Raw genomic sequence first — 18476 nt, 5'->3', positions numbered from 1 at the left:
TGCAGGTTGCGCTGGCGTTCATCGTTTTTGCTCCGTTTCGCATAGAAATTAGAACCCAAAGGCTATTGTGTCATTTTCAGTCATATTTGAGAATAAGTCTTGTTCGTATTCATGTGTATTTAACCAGGAGTCATTATGACCTTGCCCCCATTAGTTGAGCCCGGTGAGCCTTTGAGCCGCGAAGAGGTTAACCGTTATAGCCGTCACCTCTTGATTCCCAATGTGGGCATGGAAGGCCAGCGCCGCATCAAAAATGCCAAAGTGCTGGTTATCGGGGCAGGGGGGCTGGGTTCGCCCACCTTGCTGTACTTGGCCGCAGCCGGGGTGGGCACACTGGGCATCATCGACTTTGACCGGGTGGATGAATCCAATTTGCAGCGCCAGATCATTCACACCGTAGACAGCATTGACGAGCTGAAAGTGGAAAGCGCCAAGCGTGCGATTCACAAGCTTAACCCCCACATCAAGGTAGAAACTTATACCGACAGATTGGAACCGGACATGGCGGTCGAGCTGTTCTCGCGCTACGACCTGATTCTGGACGGCACCGACAACTTTGCGACCCGCTATCTGGTCAATGATGCGTGCATGCTGGCCGATAAACCCTATGTCTGGGGTTCGATCTTCCGCTTTGAAGGCCAGGTCTCGGTGTTTTGGGAAAACGCGCCCGGTGGCATAGGTTTGAACTACCGCGACCTGTACCCCGAGCCCCCACCGCCCGAGCTGGCTCCGTCTTGCGCGCAGGGCGGTGTGTTTGGTGTCTTGTGCGCCTCGATTGCCTCCATCATGTCCACCGAAGCCATCAAGCTGATTACCGGCATTGGCGATCCTTTGATCGGCCGCCTGATCGCTTATGACGCACTGGATATGTGCTACCGCGAACTGCCCATCCGCCGCCTGCCCAATCGCAAGCCCGTGACCGAGCTGGGCGATTACCAAACTTTCTGCGGCCTGAATCCACCGGCTGATGCCATGGCCATCCCCGTGCCTGTCATGACTGTGCTGGAGCTGAAAGAGCTGCTGGACCAAGAGCAGGCCCCTGTCCTGGTGGACGTGCGCGATCCCAATGAATGGGAAATCGTGAATATTCCTGGCGCGATTCTGATGCCCAAATCGCCCACCGTCGCCGCCGAGATTCTGGCTGCCTTTGGACCGAATGCGGATCTGGTGATTTCGTGCCGCTCCGGTGCGCGTTCCAGGACCGTGTGCGAAGAGCTGATCAAGTTGAAGGCCCCCAAGGTGCGCAATCTGGAAGGCGGCGTGCTGGCTTGGGTGGAGCAGGTCGCTCCCGAATTGGCGTCTTACTAAGTTCGGGAGGAAGCACATTATGGCCTTGCAGATTCGTCGCTCTGCTCTAGAGCAAGTTCTGAATCATGCCAAGCAGGATCACCCCATCGAGGCATGCGGACTGATCGCCGCCAAGGAGGGTTCACTGGTGGCCGAGCGTGTGCTGCCCATGCAAAACCGGGCGGCCTCGGAGGTGTTTTATCAGTTCGATTCGCGTGAGCAATTTCAGGTCTACCGCCGTCTGGATGAGGACGATCAGGAGTGTTGCGTGATCTATCACTCTCATACCGCCAGCCAGGCTTTCCCGAGCAAGGATGACATTGATTTTGCGGGCCATCCCGAACTGCATTACTTGATCGTGTCCACCTGGGATCAGGCCACCGTGCCGGTTCGATCCTTCCGGATTATCGACGGCGGTGTGACCGAAGAAACCATCGTGATTGTCTAGGGAGCAGCGTCGCTCCCCCAAGGGGAGCGTGTGTCCCGGCTGTTGGAAACCACTATTTCAAAGGAGTTTTAAGCATGTCCATTTCAGTCTCTATTCCGACCTTGCTGCGTCCACTGACGAACGGCGAGAAGAAAGTCCAGGCCCAGGGCGCTTCGGTAGGCGAAGTGATCGAGCATCTTGAAGGCCAGTTTCCCGGCATCAAGGCGCGCCTGATGAGCGGCGAAGACCTGCACCGTTTCGTGAATATTTACGTGAACGAAGAGGACATCCGTTTCAGTGATGGCCTGAAAACCACTACTCGTGCTGGTGACAGCCTGACCGTACTGCCTGCCGTAGCAGGGGGCTAAGACCATCTGGTCTGGATTTTCATGGTGCAAGTGCTGGTTTCTGCAATCAGCACTTGGCGTGCGCATCACTCTGGTTTGGAACTATGTCTGAATTACTACATGGCTGCGGATTACGTTGGCAGATGGGCTCACAGCCCCCGTATTGGCCGGGCTTGCCTGCTGCCTTGAGCCGTCAGGCTCGATTGCTGGGTTTATCTGAACAAGGACAATCCGCAGGCCATCAAGACGAAGCAGCATTCAGCCTGTATTCGCCTGATTTTGGAACGATTAGCACGCATCTGGAAACCGAGGCGGGCGGCATGACGCAAGCCGCGATCAGCGAGCTGAGCATGCAGGCTGCCAGCGGTATCTTGTCCGTGCATGGACGCTCCAGTGGCCTGTCGGGCACGCTGGGCCTGGATTATCTGGCCGTGCTCAGTTCAGCCATGACCCTGCAAGCGACCTTGGCGGCGGCCTTGGGCCAATTGCGCGGCGGGCGTTTCTCTACGGTGTCGGTTTCGCCCTTGGGCTGCGGCCTGCTCAGTATCGGGCAGTATCTGGCCGGGGCAACGGCGGCTCAAGATCCCGAACAGTTATTGGCGGGTAGTTACGATCCCGGCTTACGGCCTCCCTTTGTTTCGCAAGACGGCGTGGTCTTTGAACTGGAAACCTTGGACCCGCGACCCTGGCGCGCTTTTTGGGAAGCAGTGGGCGTACCGGCCGATCTGGCTGGTCAGGCCTGGAAAGCGTTTTTGCTGCGCTATGCCAAGGCGGTGTGCCCTATGCCAGCGGCATGTTTAAGCAGTCTGCAAGCCCTGAACTTTGCCCGTTTGCAGGAACTGGCCTTGCAGACCGGCATGGCCATCTTGCCGGTACGTACACCGGCTCAACGCCAGAGCGATAGTGATTACGCGGCCTTGGCCGGTCTGTGGCAGCATCAGATTCATGCCGCGCCCGGCTCACTGAGCACCTTGCCGTCCAAGGCCGATTTGCCCCTGCGTGGTTTGCGGGTGGTGGAGTCCTGCCGTCGGATTCAAGGGCCTATTGCCGGTCACTTGCTGGCGCTGCTGGGGGCTGAAGTGATTCGTCTGGAACCGCCCGGTGGTGATCCCTTGCGTGCCATGCCACCGTGCGTGGATGGCTGCTCGGTGCGCTTTGATGCGCTTAATCAATTCAAGACGGTGCAGGAAGTGGACATCAAATCGGCTCAAGGCCGCCAGGCCATTTACGAGCTGGTGAGCGAGTCCGATGTGTTTCTGCATAACTGGGCGCCGGGCAAGGCGGCCGAGCTGCAACTGGATGCCCAGGACTTGCACGCGGTGCGCCCGGATCTGGTCTACGCCTATGCGGGCGGTTGGGGTCAGGAGCAAGTGGACGCGCCGGGGACGGACTTCACGGTGCAAGCCTGGTCGGGTATTGCTCACACCATTTCTCAAACCTCGGATGCACGGGGCGGGTCGTTGTTTACGGTGCTGGATGTGCTGGGCGGGGTGATGGCCGCGCTGGGTATCAGTGCCGCCTTGCTGCGCCGGGGCCTGAGCGGGTCGGGCTTGCGGGTAGACAGCTCTTTGTTGGCCACGGCCGATCATCTGGCCCAGGCCGTTTCTCCCATCAGTAAAACTGGTGTGTCGGCGGTGTTCCAGACGGGCGAGGGCTTCATCGTCATCGACTGCCAGGATCAAACGCATCTGCATGCCCTGGCCGGGTGGCTGAATGTGTGGCCCGATGCTGTCTGGACGGTCTTGCCGGATCGTCTTCTGTCCCAGTCTGCCCGTAGCCTGGAAACGCAACTGGATGTGCTGGGCATACCGGCCCGCCGCGTCCATAGCAATCTGGCGCAACTGCGTGCTGATCCACGTCTGACGTCTCATTTCCATGACAAGGGCTATTCGTCTGTTAATTCTCCCTGGAGGTTTTTATGAATCACGCTGGCATCATCGATCTGGTCCCTGCGTCATTGCGCCAACGCTGGATAGAGGACGGTACCTACCCGAACAAGCCGGTCTTTACGCTGTTTGCGGAAAAAGCTCAGGCTCATCCGGACAAACTGGCGGTGCTCTCGCCCGAAGGCAATATCAGTTATAGCGCCTTGATGGACGCGGCTCTGCGTCTGGCAGGCAGCTTGCGTCGTGCAGGGATTATGGCGGGCGACGTGGTGGCGTATCAGCTCAGCAACCATTGGGTGTGCTGCGCCATTGACCTGGCCGCCGCTGCTTTGGGGGCGATTGTCGCGCCTTTCCCACCCGGACGGGGCAAGCTGGATATTCAGTCGCTGGTGCGTCGTTGCGATGCACGGGCGGTGATTGTGCCGCATGAATATGCAGGCATTGATTTGTGCGAAGTGATCGAATCCTTGCGGCCTACGCTGCTGTCCTTGCGTGTCCTGATTGTGCAAGGCCCATCGCGTCCGGGCTGGATGACTTTGGATTCCTTGTTCGAGGGCGAACCCCTGGCCTTGTCCGAATTGCCGGTGGTGTCCCCCAATTCGCCAGTGCGTTTGCTGGTGTCCTCGGGCACCGAGTCCGAGCCCAAGCTGGTGGCCTATTCGCATAATGCGCTGGTGGGTGGGCGTGGCCGATTCCTGCAACGCATTTCCCCCAATGATGTGGAGTTCCGGGGCATGTATCTGGTGCCGCTGGGTTCTTCATTTGGCTCTACGGCCACCTTCGGTGTGCTGTGCTGGTTGGGAGGTTCTTTGGTGGTCTTGCCCAAGTTTGATGTGCCTAGCGCGATTGCCGCTATCAATGCCTTCAAACCCAGCTTTATTTTGGGCGTGCCCACCATGTTCCAGCGTATTGCGGCAGCGCCCGAGCTGGAGAAGGCCGATAAAGCCAGCTTGCGCGGCTTGATTGTGGGTGGTTCAGTCATTGACGAAGCTACGGTACGCCGTTGCGTGGAAGCGTTTGGGTGCGGCTTTATCAGCCTGTACGGCTCAGCCGATGGGGTGAACTGCCACAACACGCTGGACGATCCCATCGAAGTGGTCTTGAGCAGTGTGGGGACCCCCAATCCGCAGGTGTGCGAGATCCGCCTGATTGATGACGAGGGTGCCGAAGTGCCGCAAGGTGAGGTAGGCGAAATCACCGCACGTGGTCCCTTGAGCCCCATGCAATATGTGAACGCTCCGGAGCTGGATGCCCAGTATCGGGACGAACAGGGTTGGGTGAAAACGGGCGATCTGGGCTATATCAATGCCCAAGGGCAGTTGGTGCTGGCAGGTCGCAAGAAAGACATCATTATTCGTGGTGGCGCGAACATCAGCCCGGTGCAAATTGAAGGCCTGGTCATGGCTCACCCGGATGTAGTCACTGTGGCTTGCGTGCCGGTTCCCGACGCGGATCTGGGCCAGCGTATTTGCTTGTGCGTGACGGTGCGTGAAGGCGTGCCACGTTTCTCCCTGAAAGAGATTACCGACTTCTTGCGTGAGCAGGGTCTGGAAGTGAACAAGCTGCCGGAGTATCTGCGCTTTTACCGCAGCCTGCCGCTGACGCCTGCAGGCAAGATCGACAAGCGCGCCTTGGCCGCTGATGCTGCTGCATTGGGCTCTGGGGCCAAGACTGCAGCGGGGATAGCAGCATGAGCCACCTTGCCATCTCCAGCGCGGCCTTGAGCCGCAAGCTGCGGCAGTTTGTGGATACCGAGATCATCCCCAACGAGGGCATTCTGGCCCAGGGGGATAATCTGGCCCGCGAGCTGACTCTGGATCTGACACGCCGCGCTCAACAGGCGGGTTTGTTCGGCAGCTTCTACCCTATGCATCGTGGTGGTCGGATCGCCAGTTTGGTTGAGTACCTGCCTGTGGCCGAACAGGAAGGACGCTCTGAATATGGCCCTGGCATTTTCGGGGCAGATGCCACGCTGGATGCGTATATGTTGAGCCATCATGGCTCGGCCAGCGTCAAACAGCGCTTTCTGACGCCCTTGCTCAAGGGGGATGCGGTGTCCAGCTACGCCATGTCCGAGCCGGACAGCATTGGTTCGATTCCGGCCACCATGCAATGTCAGGCTCGCCTGAAAGACGGGCAATGGCATGTGAATGGCCGCAAGTGGTTTATTTGTCGGGCGCAACAGGCCAGCTTTGCGACCGTGGTGGCGCGCAGCGCGGACGGCCCCGTGAATGAGTCCTTGTCCATGGTGATCGTGCCCACGGATGCGGCAGGCTTTAAAGTTGTGCGCCCCTTGCCCTTGCTGGGGCGTTATCAGGGGCAGAACGAGCTGCTGTTCAACAATGTGACCGTGCCGGAGGACTATGTTCTGGGCAGCGCTGGGCAGGGCATTGCCCTGATGCAAAAGCGTCTGGCCCTGGGGCGTATTTTGCGATCCGTGCAATGGCTGGGCTTGGCGCAACGCAGTTTTGAAATCATGTGCGAGCGCATTCACTCGGAGCGCGGAGAACTGGCCCGTCTGGCGGACAAGCAACTGGTTCGGGCGCGGGTCTATCAGGTGTACCGGGCCATTACCTCGGCCCGTTGCTTGCTGCGTGAAGCGGCTGTCAAGTTCGACGCGGGTTTGCCCAATGCGGTGGAGGTGAATGTGGCCAAGCTGGCGTCGTCGGATGCGGTCAGCGCGGCAGCAGATTCCGCCATCCAGATCATGGGGGCCGAAGGGCTGGCCGATTGGAGCCCCTTGTCCGGCATCTATCGGGCAGCGCGTACCACGCATATTCTGGATGGGGCGGACGACGCCTTGATCAGTACCGTTGGAAAGCACTTGCTGCAAGCCTACTACGCCACTCAAGAGATGGCAGATATGAACAAGGCAGTCGCATGATGCTATCGACACGGGCAAGTCGTTCACCCTGGGTGCTGGCCAGTTTGATGACTCTGGCGATGGGCATGCCCATGATGGTGTTCTATGCCATCGGCGTCCTGGGCCCGCAAATCATTCAGGATCTGGGCATCTCGCGCGAGCAACTGGGTTGGTTGACCACCAGCACTTTTGGGCTGGCTGCCTTGCTTTCGCCGTGGGCGGGGGCCTTGGTGCAGCGCATGGGCAATCGGCACGGTTTGTTTTTGCTGTTCCTGCTGGTGGCCATGTCCTTCAGCCTGATTGCGGTGTTGCCGGGTTTCTGGGGTGTGCTGACGGCCTTGCTCTTGTGCGGCCTGGCGCAGTCCTTGGCCAACCCGGTGACCAATCAGGCCATTGCCCAGTTGGTACCGGCAGAGCGCAAGGCGGGGCTGGTTGGTATCAAGCAGTCCGGCGTGCAGGCTTCGGCCTTGCTGGCCGGTCTGGTCCTACCCACCCTGGCCTACAAACTGGGGTGGCGGGGGGCGTTTGTGGTGTGGGTACCTGCCATGCTGTGCCTGTCCTACTTTGCCCTGCAGCTTTTGCCAGCCAGAGCCAGCACCGCAGCCGGCAGCATGTCCTGGCGCTTGCCCTGGCCCAGCCAACAACTTTGGCTGTTAATGGCCATTCAGCTGTGCGCGGGTCTGGTGCTGTCGTCCTTCATCACTTTTCTGGGCGTATTTGCGCAGCAACTGGGCGTGTCGCCGTACTGGATAGGGATGCTGGTCAGTGGCTTTGGGGTAATGGGGATTGTGTCCCGAGTGCTCTTGACGCCCATTGCTGCCCGCTTTGGGGATGAAACCTTGTTGCTGGGCATTCTGTTTGTCATCCCGATTGTGGCCTTGTTGCTGATGATGATGGCTGCACCGGACAGGCTCTGGCCCCTGGGAGCCGGGGTGTTGGCCATTGGCTTGACCCTGGTTGCCACCAATGCCATTGCCATGAGCATGTTGCTGCGGGATGCCCGTTTTGGGGCGCCGGCTCGTACCGCAGGGCTGTTGTCCGTCGGGTTTTTTGGCGGCTTTGCCTTTGGTCCGCCACTGTTTGGTGTGCTGCTGCGCTCGCCCGAAGGCTTTGCCGCTGCCTGGCCTTTCCTGATGGGTATTCTGGTATGCGCCAGCTTGTTGTGCCTGATTTTGTACCAGGTTCGTCGCATGGCGAAAGGGGAGTGATGGAATGTCTGTAGAGGTATTGGGATCAGCCAGCATCGAGTCCATTTTTGCGAATATGGACCAGATTGCAGAGCAATGTGGGGAGCAGTTTCCCTTGTTCAGACAGTCCTCATCCGAGCAATGGACCTTGTCGCGACGTGGCTCCTGGTTGGGGGGCTTCTGGGCGGGCTTGTGGTGGCGACGCGCCTTGATCAGCGGTCAGGAGCAGGATAGGGAGCAGGCGCTGAACTGGTGTCAGAAGCTGCAAGTTTGGCTGGAAGAGCCCAGCATCAATCGAAGCTTTGTGTTCTGGTATGGCTCCGGCCTGGGCAGCATCTGGCATGGGGATAGAGAGGCCGAAGCCCATGTCGATCAGGCTGCACAAGCTCTGCTGAACAGCTTTGATGCCTCCAGTGGCTTCTGGCCCTTGGGTTCCGGGATGGGGGGCGGGGAGGCGGGCAATCACATGTTGAATGTGGATGCTCTGGCTCCTACGCTTTTAGTGCTGGATGCGCAGGGTGGGCCGGTGGCGCGTCAGTTTGGGCAATGGCATGTGGATGCCTGCCTGCGTTATCTGCAAAAACGCAGCGGAGCCTGGCGCGATACGGTCTTGCTACGCGGGAACGATGTGTTGGCCGAGCAGGGCGCTGAAACCTGGCAACGAGGGCAGGCCTGGGCCATGTTGGGAATGGCAAGCGCAACGCGCTTGTATGACAGAAAGTCCTATGCTCAAGCAGCCCTGAATGCCTGCCGATATTGGCACGAGCGTTGGGGGAGATTTGCGCATGGCTTTTTGACACAGGAGTCCCCACTAAGTCCGGTAGACCGTTCAGCCTGGGCGATTGCTTCTTTGGCTATGTATGAGCTGTCGCAGATTCTGCCGGAACAACAATGGCTGCACGAGCAATCGCGCTTGTATCTGGATGCCTTGCTGACCCCTGAGTTAAGTGAAACAGGGCGTTTTGTGGGGCATCTTTACAAAGTTGCGCCGGGGCAGTCTGAACTGGTGGAATCGGCCTGCGCCAGCTTCTTTTTGCTGGAGGCCTTGCTGGCGCATTCGACTTGATGCGCTTACAGGTCGGTTGCTTGCTTTACTGAACATGGGCATGGCGTGTCGATAACAAACAGGCCAAAACACAGAAATGGTTGTGGCCTGCTTTGCATTTGACGATGCAGCTTATCAGGAAATCTGCAAAGAGCCTGTTGCGCCCATCAGCAGGTCGATCACATCCGGCGCGGAAATGATTTCAAAGCGTGGGTCCATCTGCTCGGCGCTCAGGCCGTTATGCAGCATGCAGGACTTGCACACGGCCACGCGTCCACCTTGTTCCAGATATTTCTTCAACAGCTCTGCTGCCGGTTCAAAGGGGGCGCCAATACTGATGGGGTCGGCGGCACCGGGTACACCCAGCGCGACTCCTTCAGCCATCAGAATCAGGCAGGCGCTATGTCCCTTCTGAACCGCATTGACAGCCATGGTCAGGGCCACAGTTACTTTGTCGGGATTGCCCTGGGCATGGAACAGCGTCGATACAAAAGCAGCGGGTTTAGGCATCACAATTCTCCTTGTTTCGGTTCAAGACTTGAATTCATTGAATGCGGCAACGGCATTGGCCGCGTACATCACGGATGGACCACCGCCCATATAGATCGCAACCCCCAGGGCTTCATGTACTTCTTCCAGACTGGCTCCCATCTGCGCCAAGGCCTTGCTATGAAAGCCTATGCAGCCCTCGCAATGGGTGGCTACGCCAATTGCCAAGGCTATCAATTCTTTAGTTTTGGCATCGAGGGCGCCGCCTGTCATGGCGGCCTTGCCCAGATCTCCAAACCCTTTCATCACGTCGGCTTGGGTCTGACGTAGCTGCGCCAGATTGCTGGAAATGCCTTGGGTCAGTTGCTTGTAGCTAGTTTCACTCATGCATGACTCCTGTCGTATTAACAAAAGCAAAGGAATGCTGAAATTGTTGACTGCATTAATTCAGTATATGCTAAATTAAAATCTATCTAAATTAATGCGCAAGAAAAGCTGGATAAACCATGATCCAAAGCAAATCCGACATCGAGCTGTTGCAAGAGAGCGCTGATCAAGCGGCCGCTTTGTTGCAGGCGGTGGGCAATCCCAAACGCCTGGTGATTCTGTGTCTCTTGATTCAGCAAGGCGAGATGAGTGTGGGAGCACTGAACGAGATGGTGGCGTTAAGCCCCTCGGCCCTGTCGCAGCATTTGGCACGCATGCGCCAGGAAGGTTTGGTCAGCTACCGGCGCGAGGCGCAAACCCTGTATTACCGCATTGAGGACCCGAATGTCGCCACCTTGATTGGCACCTTGAAAGATATTTTCTGTCCCTGAGCCTGATGGCATCAGGGGCGGGGCGCATCGCCTGCAGGCCATCGCCCGACCCGTTTTCCCCTTGCTTCTTTATTGAAAGGATTTGCCATGAAAAGCAATGTAGGTGGTTTGGATCGTATTGCTCGTATCGTTGTGGGTGTGGTGCTGATTGCGCTGGCAGTCACGAACGTCATCGGCTGGTGGGGCTGGCTGGGCTTGATTCCTCTGATTACGGGGCTGGTCGGTTTTTGCCCGCTGTACCCCATGCTGGGCCTGAGCACCTGCCCGCTGAAAAAGCGTCAATAGATCAGTCGCTATGGCCTGGTAGCGGGGCATTCCCGCCCGCTCCTTGAAAAGGTTCCTTGTGCTCAAGGAGCCTTTTTATCGCCTGAAAACCCGCCTTGTCTCGCGGATGCGTGGCGGCCAAAGCAAGGCGCTTGGCTGGCCTTTTCGCCAATGTATGATACAAATCTGTTCAATGTGGACATTGTTTAGGTGTATTTATGTCTGGCAACAACGCTGACACGGGCAAGAGCAAAAAGATTCTGATCATTGCTGGCCCGAACGGGGCAGGCAAGACGACGTTTGCGCGCTCTTTCCTCCCGGCCGAGGCGGAGGTGCTGCGTTTTATCAATGCAGATCTGATTGCTGCAGGTTTGTCGCCTTTTGCGCCAGAGAGCGCGGCCATCAAAGCGGGTCGTTTGATGCTGGACGAATTGAAAGAAGCGGTTCGCCTGGGCGAGAGCTTCGCGCTGGAAACGACCTTGTCTGGCCAAGGCTATGTTCGCCATATTGAAAAATGGCAGGCGCAGGGCTATCGCGTCAGCTTGTATTTTTTAAGTCTGCCCGACGCGGATATGGCGATCGCGCGGGTGGCAGAACGGGTACGTCAGGGGGGCCATAACATCCCCGAACCCGTCATTCGTCGCCGCTTTGCGGCTGGCATGAAGAACTTCCTGCATCATTATCGGGATACCGTGGATGATTGGGTTTTGTACGATAACGCAGGCAGTGTGCCAGTCCTGTTGGAGTGGGGAGAGAAAGATGAATAAAGAAGATATTTCCAAAGCAAAAAACCCGGACTTGCGGGCTTCGTTGGCCGCCTTGGAGCGTGCAGCGCAGTCGGCACGTTTTGTGGCCATGCAAACCAATACCTCGGTGGTCTTGGTAGAGAACGGCAAGATGATCAAGCTCTCGGCAGAGCAACTGCGGCAGGAGGTCTGCAAGAGTTGATGACGCTGGGCTGCTATCGCGGTCCTGGCCTGCTCGCGTCGTACTTTTGTTTCTGCTGAACAGCTGGTTTTGCGAAGTGCTCAAGAGGGCGATGGGTCTTGTAGACAGGCCTGAGATGGATGCATGAATATCCGTATAGCGCATGGGATCAGCCAGAAAGCAGGCTGGCAAACTAAGTAGTTACTCCAATCTGCCAGACATCCTTGTCGTCGAGATTGGCTTCAGACCATGCCCGCATCGTGCTCCCTATCAGGGTACTGGCTCAAAGTCGCCAGAAACTCCGAAGGCGGATAAGCAAAGGTCTTTTTAAAGGCTACTGAGTAAGCGCTCAAACTTTCATAGCCACTTTCCAGCGCCGCCTGCGTGATGGACTTTCCTTGCAGCAGAAACTGGATCGAGGCCATCAAGCGCATCTGTTGCCGCCATTTCCCCAGATTCATCCCCGTGCTTTTCAGGAAACGCCGATGCAAGGTTTTCGGCGTCAAGGCGTATTGCCGCGCTACCTCATCCATTGTTTTTTGCTGGGCTGGCGAGCACACCAGGTCTTCGCAAATCCGTCGCATCAATTCCTCTTGCGGCCAGGGCAAATGAAAAGGCAGGGGATGCAGCACGCGCAACTCTTCTATCAATAGCTGTCCTAGTAAGGCGTCTCGTAACGGTGGGTTCTCTTGCGGAATCACCCGCACCAGTGCTGCAATCAATTCACGCACCAGTGGTGTGACATGGATCACGCAATCGTGGTCCGGTAATTGTGCGGCCAGAATTTCATCAATAAATAAACCATGCACATTCACGGCGGTGGTGGCATTGAGCTGATGCGGCACGCCGGGTCGCAACCAGACGGCGGTGGTCGGAGGCACCAGCCACTGGCCGGTGTCGGCCTGTACCAGCAGCACCCCTTCCGTGGCATACAAAAGATGCCCCCGGTGGTGGCGATGGCGGGGGACTTCATGGCCGGCAGGGTAATGCTCGATCACCCCGCTGACCAGCAAGGGCGAGGTATCGGAGTGCGACAAGTCCAGTGCTCGCCCACCGCATTCAGGGGATGCGTAGCCCATATTCAGGAATGTCCAAAAAAATAAAACAAATGACTATTTTTTGATAGTAGGCCAAGTGTCTTGCAGTCTAAAGTGCTTTTATCGTCTTCATCAAGCACTTTGGGATTGAACCTGTCGTGACTCATTTGCACTTGCTATCGCTAGGCCTACTAGCCCTGACATCCGGTCGGGGTCCGTACGCCTGTGTGTGCGAATGGTCCTATCCTGGTTTCCCCAGACCCCGACTGTAGCCAGCTCCTTGGAGTAGGGAAGCCAGGTATGTCATTCCCTATATTCGAGGTTCCCATGCTGACTGATCCTTCCCACAAATACCGTCCCTTTCCTGTCGTCAATCTGCCCGATCGCCAGTGGCCGCAGCGCACCCTGAGCCAAGCGCCCGTGTGGCTGTCTACCGATTTGCGCGACGGCAACCAGGCCCTGTTCGAACCCATGAATCGCGACCGTAAATTGCGTCTGTTTCAAGAGCTGGTCCGTATTGGCTTCAAGGAAATCGAGGTGGGTTTTCCGTCTGCCTCGCAAACCGATTTTGATATCGTCCGGCAACTGATTGACGAGGGCATGATCCCGAACGACGTCACGCCTATGGTCATCACCCAACTGCGTGAGGATCTGATCGAAACCACGGTACGCAGCGTGGCGGGCGCGCGTCGTGTGATTGTGCATTTCTACAATGCGATTGCTCCTGCTTTCCGGGAAATCGTCTTCAAGATGGAGGTGCCGCAAATCATCGAGATGGTGCGTCACCATGTGGAGGTGTTCAAGCGTCTGACGGCCAAGCACCCGGAAACGGAGTGGGTGCTGCAATACTCACCTGAAACGTTCTGCATGGCAGAGCTGGAGGTGTCGCTGGCTGTCTGCAATGCGGCTATTGATGCCTGGGACGCGGGTCCAGCGCGGCCCATGATTATCAATTTGCCCACCACGGTGGAAGTGACGACAGCGAACGTCTTTGCTGATCAGATTGAATGGATGGATCGCCATTTGGATAGGCGCGAACATATCGTCCTGTCGGTACACCCGCATAATGATCGCGGAACGGGCGTTGCTTGCGCTGAACAAGCCATGCTGGCCGGCGCACAGCGTGTCGAGGGGTGTCTGTTTGGCAATGGCGAGCGCAGTGGCAATCTGGATGTGGTGACCTTGGCCCTGAATCTGTATACCCAGGGTATCTCTCCGAATCTGGATTTCTCTGACATCTCGGCAGTAGCGCGTATCGCGGAAGAGGCCACGTCCTTGCCCATTCACCCACGTCACCCGTACGTGGGCGATCTGGTCTTTACCGCCTTTTCCGGTTCCCATCAGGACGCGATTGCCAAGGGCTTTGCGGTGCAGAAAGAAGATGCCCCCTGGCGTGTACCTTATCTGCCAGTCGACCCCAAGGATTTGGGCCGCACCTACGACAGTATCGTGCGTGTCAACAGCCAGTCCGGCAAAGGAGGCATCGCTTTTCTGCTGCAACGCGACTACGGCATTGTGATGCCGCGCCGCATGCAGGTGGAGTTCAGTGCCATTGTTCAGCAGATTGCCGATTCCAGCGAAACGGAGCTGAACAGCCAGCAGATTTGGGAACTGTTTGAGACCACCTATCTGCAAGCCAATCAGCGCCAGGGGAACAACAGCTACCGAGCACATCGCCTGTTCGATGAGGCACAAGGGCTGCAGGGCATAGAGCTGCAATGCGTCAATGCCAATGGCGAGACTGAAATCTATACCGGAACGGGCAATGGCCCGATTGCGGCGACAGTGGCGGCCTTGAACCTGCCTTTGCGTATCGATAGTTACGAGGAGCGCAGCCTGGGTTCAGGAGCGGACGCTTGCGCGATGGCGATTGTGGAAGCGGTCATGCCCGGTGTGCCTGGCTCGAAATTTGGTGTGGGCAAGCACGCGAATATCATTACGGCCAGCGTGATGGCGGTGATGAATGCGGCGGTACGTTTTGAGGAGGTCGAGGCATAAGCAGCCATCAAGCTGCGGTGGGCCGCGCTAGCTTCTGTGTGTAATACAACGGCGCGGGCCACCTTTGACGGCTAAGTGGCTCTGAGTCACGGGGCGACTCTGCTCGAAGAATACTTCACATAGCGAGCGGATAAAACCGCATTCACGTCCCTGGCTTACGAAAAACGGACACTCTTTACATTCAAGTAAATGCGATCAAGCAGGCAGTTCGTCTTTTTGATCAACATTCTTGTCTGTGGGCAGGTCTAGATTCACCACCTGGCTTAACCAGCGTGCCACCACCTTCAGTTCATCCTCCGTAAAGCCGTCGGATAGTTGCTGATTCAAGTCCTGCAAGGTTGATTTGGCCTTGATGCTGGCTTCTTCTCCGGCCGGAGTCAGCGTCAGGCAAATCTTGCGTGTATCCACATCGTCCGTCAGGCGTTGAATCAGGCCTGCTGCCTGCATGCGTTTGGACAGTCCGGTAATCGCAGCCGGTGCGACTTGCAAGGCGCTGGCTGCTTCTCCCACCGTGACCGAGCCTTGAGAGCGAATCAGGAACAGCATGCCAACTTGGGCCGCGCTGATATCTGTCCATGCCGAGGGCTGCTTCTGAATCCAGCGCTGCAAAGCCTTGTGGGCATGGTTCAACAAAAAGACAAAACGTGGCTGTGATTTCTGGCTCATTGTGGCGATGGCTGGATAGATATCGGTTAGACGTCAGGAATTCGATGCAGGGCCGGATTCGCTTTGTGCGATCAGCCAGTCGACCACTATAGGCCAAAGTGCCTCTGCGTTGCGTTTACGAAAGAAGCCCATGTGACCAATATGCGCCAAACCCAGCTGCTTGTGCTCTATTTGATGCCTTTCTATACGGGCCTTGCCTAGTGGTTCCAACAGCCTGGAAATAGCTCGCGGATTGGCCCAGGGGTCATCATCAAAACCCAGAACCAGCAAGGGAATATCGACCTGGCTAGCGCGTTTTTTGGCATCCAGCTGTGGATCGTCATAAAAATAATGAGGCTTTTGCGTCCAGCGGCTCCATTGCTGCATGACGCCACGTGGAAGGTCCTCGCCAAAGCCCAAACGCCGGGTCGGCATATAGCCGTAAAGGCTGCACAGTACGGGAGTAAGTACCCGCATGATCAGCCCCACCCGAAAGCGCTCCATGGGCTTTTCAATTAAAGCGGTAACCCCCGCATGTGACGCAATCATCACGGCAGCTTTCACGGAGCGAGTCGCTGGGGAGATAGCAATTGCATGGCCGCCAACGCTATGACCGATAGCCAACATGGGCAAGCCGTTAAAACGATGGGCGACCCAGTCTGTGACGTAAACCGCATCCTCCAGCATCCAGTGGGACATGGAAACATCGCATTGGCGTATATCCTTCTGACGAGATCGGCCGATACCCCGGTAGTCGTAGCTCAGAACAATGAATCCCAGGCTGTTCAGATGTTCTGCAAAAGGACGATAGAAATCCTGTGGAACGCCGGTGGCGGGGTGAATGATGATGGACGCTTTGGCATCAGGAGCTGGCCATAAGGTTGCGCTGATCGGGTCTTTTCCAGCCTGCTGAATCGTGACCTGTTGCATGCTTGTCTCTAATTTTAGTTAACGTGTTAATGATATTAGAGTGGCTTCAGAAGTGAGTCAATCCGGGAACAAAGAGGAAGGGGGTTGTTAGTGACGACAGTCAGACCTTACATTTCAGCGACCAAACCCTTGATCGCCTCGATATACCAAGCCTGATCGTTCATCCTGTGCGTCAAGATAATCGGTGAAGTCGCCTGCGGTTCTTCGATCAAGCGGTAGTGCAGATCGTTGCGCAGACGAGCCGAGGTTGGGATCAAGCACAATCCAGAATCGGCAGCCACCAATCCCAAGGCCGCTTGAATTTCCCCGGCCTCATAAACTTCGGCCGGGCGCACGCTGTGATCGTGCAGCAGGTGCAGAACATGGTCCGCGAAGCTGGGTCTGGGTTCTTTGGGATACACAATCAGCTTCTGGCCTTGCACTTTTTTCAGGCTCAAAGGCTTGTCTGAATCGGCCAGATCCGAGCTGGGGGGAATGGCCAGGGCCAGTTGTTCTTCCCGCAACACCGTTCTTTGTACGGACGCATCATTCAGTCGTATTCGCCCAAAACCCACATCAATTCGCCCGGACTTCAAGGCCTCCAGCTGCTGCATGGAGGTGAGCTCCACCGTTTGCATATCCACTTCCGGATATTGATGGCGCAGCTTGCGCATCAAAGCGGGCAGGCCGCCGTACAGGGTCGATGCCACAAAGCCTATCGACAGGGTTTGTCGTTGGTGCAGTCCGATTTGCCGTGTCGTATGCACCAGTTGATCGACCCGGCTCAAGATCTGCAAGGCCTGCTCATAAAATACCCGTCCGGCTTCGGTCAGCCGCAAGGGGCGGTTATTGCGCAGCAACAGTGTGACGCCCAGCTCCTCTTCCAGCAATTGGATCTGTCGGCTAAGCGGGGGCTGGGCCATGTGCAGGCGCTCCGAAGCCCGTGTGAAGTTGCGGGTTTCGGCAACGGCCACGAAATATTTGAGCTGACGTAGATCCATAAGGGAAAACCATACCTAGGCTGAATTGATGGTGTTTAGTTTCTTGATTTTTAATATTTATATCAGAAACTATACTCTAAAGGTATAGAACTAGACCTATTTAGTCTTGGAAATAACGGGCCTGCTTCGTGTTCAATCAAGGCATGGAACACACGCGATCTTCTCAACTATTAGCAGCTCCAGCCCTGATCGAAAGGGTGGAGACTTTGCTGCTGGATCTGCCTACGATCCGTCCTCATCAATTGGCGATGACGACCATGCAAGGCCAGACTTTGATGCTGGTGCGCTTGTACTGTTCGGACGGTACGGTGGGTGTAGGCGAGGGCACGACCATTGGTGGTCTGGCCTACGGTGCCGAGTCGCCCGAAGGTATGAAGCTGGCCATCGACACCTACTTCACTCCCTTGCTGCTGGGCGCCAATGCCAGCGCCCTGCCGGCTTTGATGGCTCGCTTGAACACGGCGATTCAGGATAACCGTTTTGCCAAGAGTGCGGTAGAAACCGCGCTGTTTGATGCCCTGGGCAAGCGCACCGGTCTGCCGGTTTCGCACCTGCTGGGTGGCCGCATGCGCGACAGCCTACCTGTTGCCTGGACACTGGCCTCGGGTGACACCGCCAAGGATATTGATGAAGCCGAGCGCATGCTGGCGCAGGCTCGTCACCGTATTTTCAAACTCAAGATTGGTCGCCGCCCGGTAAAGGACGATGTGGCGCATGTAGCGGCTATCAAGAAAGCGATGGGTGATCGCGCCGATGTTCGCGTAGATGTGAACATGGCCTGGAGCCCCTTGCAGGCTCAGTATGGTATGGCTGGCCTTGTCGATGCCGGGTGCTCGCTGGTGGAGCAGCCAGTGCGTCGTGCTGATGCTCTGGCCGATCTGAAAGGTCGCTTCCCGATTGCCTTGATGGCCGATGAATCCCTGACCGGCCCGGCCTCCGCCTTTGCACTGGCTCGTGATGGTGCCGCCGACGTGTTCGCGATCAAGATTGAACAGTCCGGTGGTTTGCGTGCAGGTTTGCAAGTAGCAGCGATTGCCGAAGCCGCCGGTATTGAGTTGTATGGTGGCACCATGCTGGAAGGCGCGATCGGCACGATTGCCGCTGCCCATGTGTTTGCCACAGTGAACCAATTGCAGTGGGGCACGGAACTGTTCGGGCCCTTGCTCTTGACCGAGGAAATCCTGGCAGAGCCACTGAATTACAGCAATTTTGAATTACAGATACCTCAAGGGCCGGGTTTGGGTATCGTACTGGACGAGGATCGTGTCCAGTATTTCCGCCGCGACAGGACACAAGTCAGTGTTGGCTCGGCTGCCTAGGCGCAATAAGAAGCCAGTCGTAGCGGC

At 56.9% G+C, this 18476-nt stretch carries 20 protein-coding genes; 14 read left to right on the top strand and 6 right to left on the bottom strand.

Features of this window, described 5'->3' with window-relative positions:
* The first annotated feature begins 135 nt into the window (after positions 1–135).
* The 8 genes from moeB (at position 136) to N879_RS03490 (ending at position 9063) form a co-directional block, all read left to right on the top strand.
* Positions 136–1308 (top strand): molybdopterin-synthase adenylyltransferase MoeB, encoded by a 1173-nt coding sequence (gene moeB, locus N879_RS03525; RefSeq protein ID WP_009454603.1) that lies wholly within the window; start codon positions 136–138, stop codon positions 1306–1308.
* A 19-nt stretch (positions 1309–1327) separates the two neighbouring features.
* Entirely contained in the window at positions 1328–1735 is a 408-nt protein-coding gene (locus N879_RS03520; RefSeq protein WP_009454601.1) for a Mov34/MPN/PAD-1 family protein, read from the top strand.
* A gap of 74 nt (positions 1736–1809) precedes the next feature.
* Positions 1810–2082 carry a MoaD/ThiS family protein gene (locus N879_RS03515; protein ID WP_009454599.1) on the top strand — a complete coding sequence of 91 codons (273 nt, stop codon included), beginning with the start codon at positions 1810–1812 and terminating at the stop codon, positions 2080–2082.
* An 83-nt stretch (positions 2083–2165) separates the two neighbouring features.
* Entirely contained in the window at positions 2166–3983 is a 1818-nt protein-coding gene (locus N879_RS03510; RefSeq protein WP_031232136.1) for a CoA transferase, read from the top strand.
* Positions 3980–5641, top strand: coding sequence for an AMP-binding protein (locus tag N879_RS03505; RefSeq protein ID WP_009454595.1), 1662 nt, complete (start codon positions 3980–3982; stop codon positions 5639–5641). Before N879_RS03510 ends, N879_RS03505 begins: the two co-directional genes overlap by 4 nt.
* Positions 5638–6831 carry an acyl-CoA dehydrogenase family protein gene (locus N879_RS03500; protein WP_021446682.1) on the top strand — a complete coding sequence of 398 codons (1194 nt, stop codon included), beginning with the start codon at positions 5638–5640 and terminating at the stop codon, positions 6829–6831. Before N879_RS03505 ends, N879_RS03500 begins: the two co-directional genes overlap by 4 nt.
* Positions 6828–8018, top strand: coding sequence for an MFS transporter (locus tag N879_RS03495; RefSeq protein WP_021446681.1), 1191 nt, complete (start codon positions 6828–6830; stop codon positions 8016–8018). The genes N879_RS03500 and N879_RS03495 overlap by 4 nt, the downstream gene beginning before the upstream one ends.
* A 4-nt stretch (positions 8019–8022) precedes the next feature.
* The gene (locus N879_RS03490; protein WP_021446680.1) at positions 8023–9063 is read left to right on the top strand and encodes a hypothetical protein; all 1041 of its coding nucleotides are present in this window, start codon (positions 8023–8025) and stop codon (positions 9061–9063) included.
* Positions 9064–9177: 114 nt separating this feature from the next.
* Here the strand turns inward: N879_RS03490 and N879_RS03485 are convergent, their stop codons facing one another.
* Together N879_RS03485 and N879_RS03480 are read right to left on the bottom strand one after the other, a co-directional pair.
* On the bottom strand, positions 9178–9552 hold the full coding sequence (locus tag N879_RS03485) for a DsrE family protein (protein WP_009454590.1): 375 nt from the start codon (positions 9550–9552) through the stop codon (positions 9178–9180).
* A 21-nt stretch (positions 9553–9573) separates the two neighbouring features.
* Positions 9574–9918 (bottom strand): carboxymuconolactone decarboxylase family protein, encoded by a 345-nt coding sequence (locus tag N879_RS03480; RefSeq protein WP_009454588.1) that lies wholly within the window; start codon positions 9916–9918, stop codon positions 9574–9576.
* 119 nt (positions 9919–10037) lie between these two features.
* Between N879_RS03480 and N879_RS03475 the strand changes: the two genes are divergently transcribed.
* The 4 genes from N879_RS03475 to N879_RS03460 all read left to right on the top strand — a co-directional run bounded on the left by N879_RS03475 (position 10038) and on the right by N879_RS03460 (position 11561).
* Positions 10038–10349 carry an ArsR/SmtB family transcription factor gene (locus tag N879_RS03475; protein ID WP_009454586.1) on the top strand — a complete coding sequence of 104 codons (312 nt, stop codon included), beginning with the start codon at positions 10038–10040 and terminating at the stop codon, positions 10347–10349.
* Between the two features lie 87 nt (positions 10350–10436).
* Complete coding sequence (locus tag N879_RS03470) at positions 10437–10634, top strand: YgaP family membrane protein (RefSeq protein WP_009454584.1); 198 nt, start codon at positions 10437–10439, stop codon at positions 10632–10634.
* A 197-nt stretch (positions 10635–10831) separates the two neighbouring features.
* Entirely contained in the window at positions 10832–11380 is a 549-nt protein-coding gene (locus N879_RS03465; RefSeq protein WP_009454582.1) for a zeta toxin family protein, read from the top strand.
* Positions 11373–11561, top strand: coding sequence for a hypothetical protein (locus tag N879_RS03460; protein ID WP_009454580.1), 189 nt, complete (start codon positions 11373–11375; stop codon positions 11559–11561). The genes N879_RS03465 and N879_RS03460 overlap by 8 nt, the downstream gene beginning before the upstream one ends.
* 221 nt (positions 11562–11782) lie before the next feature.
* On the opposite strand, the gene N879_RS03455 is transcribed toward N879_RS03460, so the two are convergent.
* On the bottom strand, positions 11783–12619 hold the full coding sequence (locus N879_RS03455; protein ID WP_009454578.1) for an AraC family transcriptional regulator: 837 nt from the start codon (positions 12617–12619) through the stop codon (positions 11783–11785).
* Positions 12620–12904: 285 nt separating this feature from the next.
* On the opposite strand from N879_RS03455, the gene N879_RS03450 reads away from it, so the two are divergent.
* Positions 12905–14575 (top strand): 2-isopropylmalate synthase, encoded by a 1671-nt coding sequence (locus tag N879_RS03450; protein WP_009454576.1) that lies wholly within the window; start codon positions 12905–12907, stop codon positions 14573–14575.
* Between the two features lie 195 nt (positions 14576–14770).
* Here the strand turns inward: N879_RS03450 and N879_RS03445 are convergent, their stop codons facing one another.
* The 3 genes from N879_RS03445 to N879_RS03435 all read right to left on the bottom strand — a co-directional run bounded on the left by N879_RS03445 (position 14771) and on the right by N879_RS03435 (position 17130).
* Complete coding sequence (locus N879_RS03445; protein WP_009454574.1) at positions 14771–15241, bottom strand: MarR family winged helix-turn-helix transcriptional regulator; 471 nt, start codon at positions 15239–15241, stop codon at positions 14771–14773.
* Positions 15242–15274: 33 nt separating this feature from the next.
* Positions 15275–16150 (bottom strand): alpha/beta hydrolase family protein, encoded by an 876-nt coding sequence (locus N879_RS03440; protein WP_009454572.1) that lies wholly within the window; start codon positions 16148–16150, stop codon positions 15275–15277.
* A gap of 107 nt (positions 16151–16257) precedes the next feature.
* Entirely contained in the window at positions 16258–17130 is an 873-nt protein-coding gene (locus N879_RS03435) for a LysR family transcriptional regulator (protein WP_009454570.1), read from the bottom strand.
* A gap of 143 nt (positions 17131–17273) precedes the next feature.
* On the opposite strand from N879_RS03435, the gene N879_RS03430 reads away from it, so the two are divergent.
* Positions 17274–18449 (top strand): muconate/chloromuconate family cycloisomerase, encoded by a 1176-nt coding sequence (locus N879_RS03430; RefSeq protein WP_031232131.1) that lies wholly within the window; start codon positions 17274–17276, stop codon positions 18447–18449.
* Positions 18450–18476 lie beyond the last annotated feature (27 nt).

It is taken from the genome of Alcaligenes sp. EGD-AK7 (assembly GCF_000465875.3).
GTDB lineage: Bacteria > Pseudomonadota > Gammaproteobacteria > Burkholderiales > Burkholderiaceae_B > Alcaligenes > Alcaligenes phenolicus.
This window is presented reverse-complemented; position numbering and strand designations above follow the sequence as displayed.

What these genes read in the sequence shown, in the direction of transcription:
- N879_RS03445 (WP_009454574.1), bottom strand. Translation starts at nt 15,241, where the DNA reads ATGAGCCAGAAATCACAGCCACGTTTTGTCTTTTTGTTGAACCATGCC.
- N879_RS03490 (WP_021446680.1), top strand. Translation starts at nt 8,023, where the DNA reads ATGTCTGTAGAGGTATTGGGATCAGCCAGCATCGAGTCCATTTTTGCG.
- N879_RS03495 (WP_021446681.1), top strand. Translation starts at nt 6,828, where the DNA reads ATGATGCTATCGACACGGGCAAGTCGTTCACCCTGGGTGCTGGCCAGT.
- N879_RS03455 (WP_009454578.1), bottom strand. Translation starts at nt 12,619, where the DNA reads ATGGGCTACGCATCCCCTGAATGCGGTGGGCGAGCACTGGACTTGTCG.
- N879_RS03430 (WP_031232131.1), top strand. Translation starts at nt 17,274, where the DNA reads ATGGAACACACGCGATCTTCTCAACTATTAGCAGCTCCAGCCCTGATC.
- N879_RS03450 (WP_009454576.1), top strand. Translation starts at nt 12,905, where the DNA reads ATGCTGACTGATCCTTCCCACAAATACCGTCCCTTTCCTGTCGTCAAT.
- N879_RS03475 (WP_009454586.1), top strand. Translation starts at nt 10,038, where the DNA reads ATGATCCAAAGCAAATCCGACATCGAGCTGTTGCAAGAGAGCGCTGAT.
- N879_RS03510 (WP_031232136.1), top strand. Translation starts at nt 2,166, where the DNA reads ATGTCTGAATTACTACATGGCTGCGGATTACGTTGGCAGATGGGCTCA.
- N879_RS03515 (WP_009454599.1), top strand. Translation starts at nt 1,810, where the DNA reads ATGTCCATTTCAGTCTCTATTCCGACCTTGCTGCGTCCACTGACGAAC.
- moeB (WP_009454603.1), top strand. Translation starts at nt 136, where the DNA reads ATGACCTTGCCCCCATTAGTTGAGCCCGGTGAGCCTTTGAGCCGCGAA.
- N879_RS03470 (WP_009454584.1), top strand. Translation starts at nt 10,437, where the DNA reads ATGAAAAGCAATGTAGGTGGTTTGGATCGTATTGCTCGTATCGTTGTG.
- N879_RS03520 (WP_009454601.1), top strand. Translation starts at nt 1,328, where the DNA reads ATGGCCTTGCAGATTCGTCGCTCTGCTCTAGAGCAAGTTCTGAATCAT.
- N879_RS03465 (WP_009454582.1), top strand. Translation starts at nt 10,832, where the DNA reads ATGTCTGGCAACAACGCTGACACGGGCAAGAGCAAAAAGATTCTGATC.
- N879_RS03460 (WP_009454580.1), top strand. Translation starts at nt 11,373, where the DNA reads ATGAATAAAGAAGATATTTCCAAAGCAAAAAACCCGGACTTGCGGGCT.
- N879_RS03440 (WP_009454572.1), bottom strand. Translation starts at nt 16,150, where the DNA reads ATGCAACAGGTCACGATTCAGCAGGCTGGAAAAGACCCGATCAGCGCA.
- N879_RS03435 (WP_009454570.1), bottom strand. Translation starts at nt 17,130, where the DNA reads ATGGATCTACGTCAGCTCAAATATTTCGTGGCCGTTGCCGAAACCCGC.
- N879_RS03485 (WP_009454590.1), bottom strand. Translation starts at nt 9,552, where the DNA reads ATGCCTAAACCCGCTGCTTTTGTATCGACGCTGTTCCATGCCCAGGGC.
- N879_RS03500 (WP_021446682.1), top strand. Translation starts at nt 5,638, where the DNA reads ATGAGCCACCTTGCCATCTCCAGCGCGGCCTTGAGCCGCAAGCTGCGG.
- N879_RS03505 (WP_009454595.1), top strand. Translation starts at nt 3,980, where the DNA reads ATGAATCACGCTGGCATCATCGATCTGGTCCCTGCGTCATTGCGCCAA.
- N879_RS03480 (WP_009454588.1), bottom strand. Translation starts at nt 9,918, where the DNA reads ATGAGTGAAACTAGCTACAAGCAACTGACCCAAGGCATTTCCAGCAAT.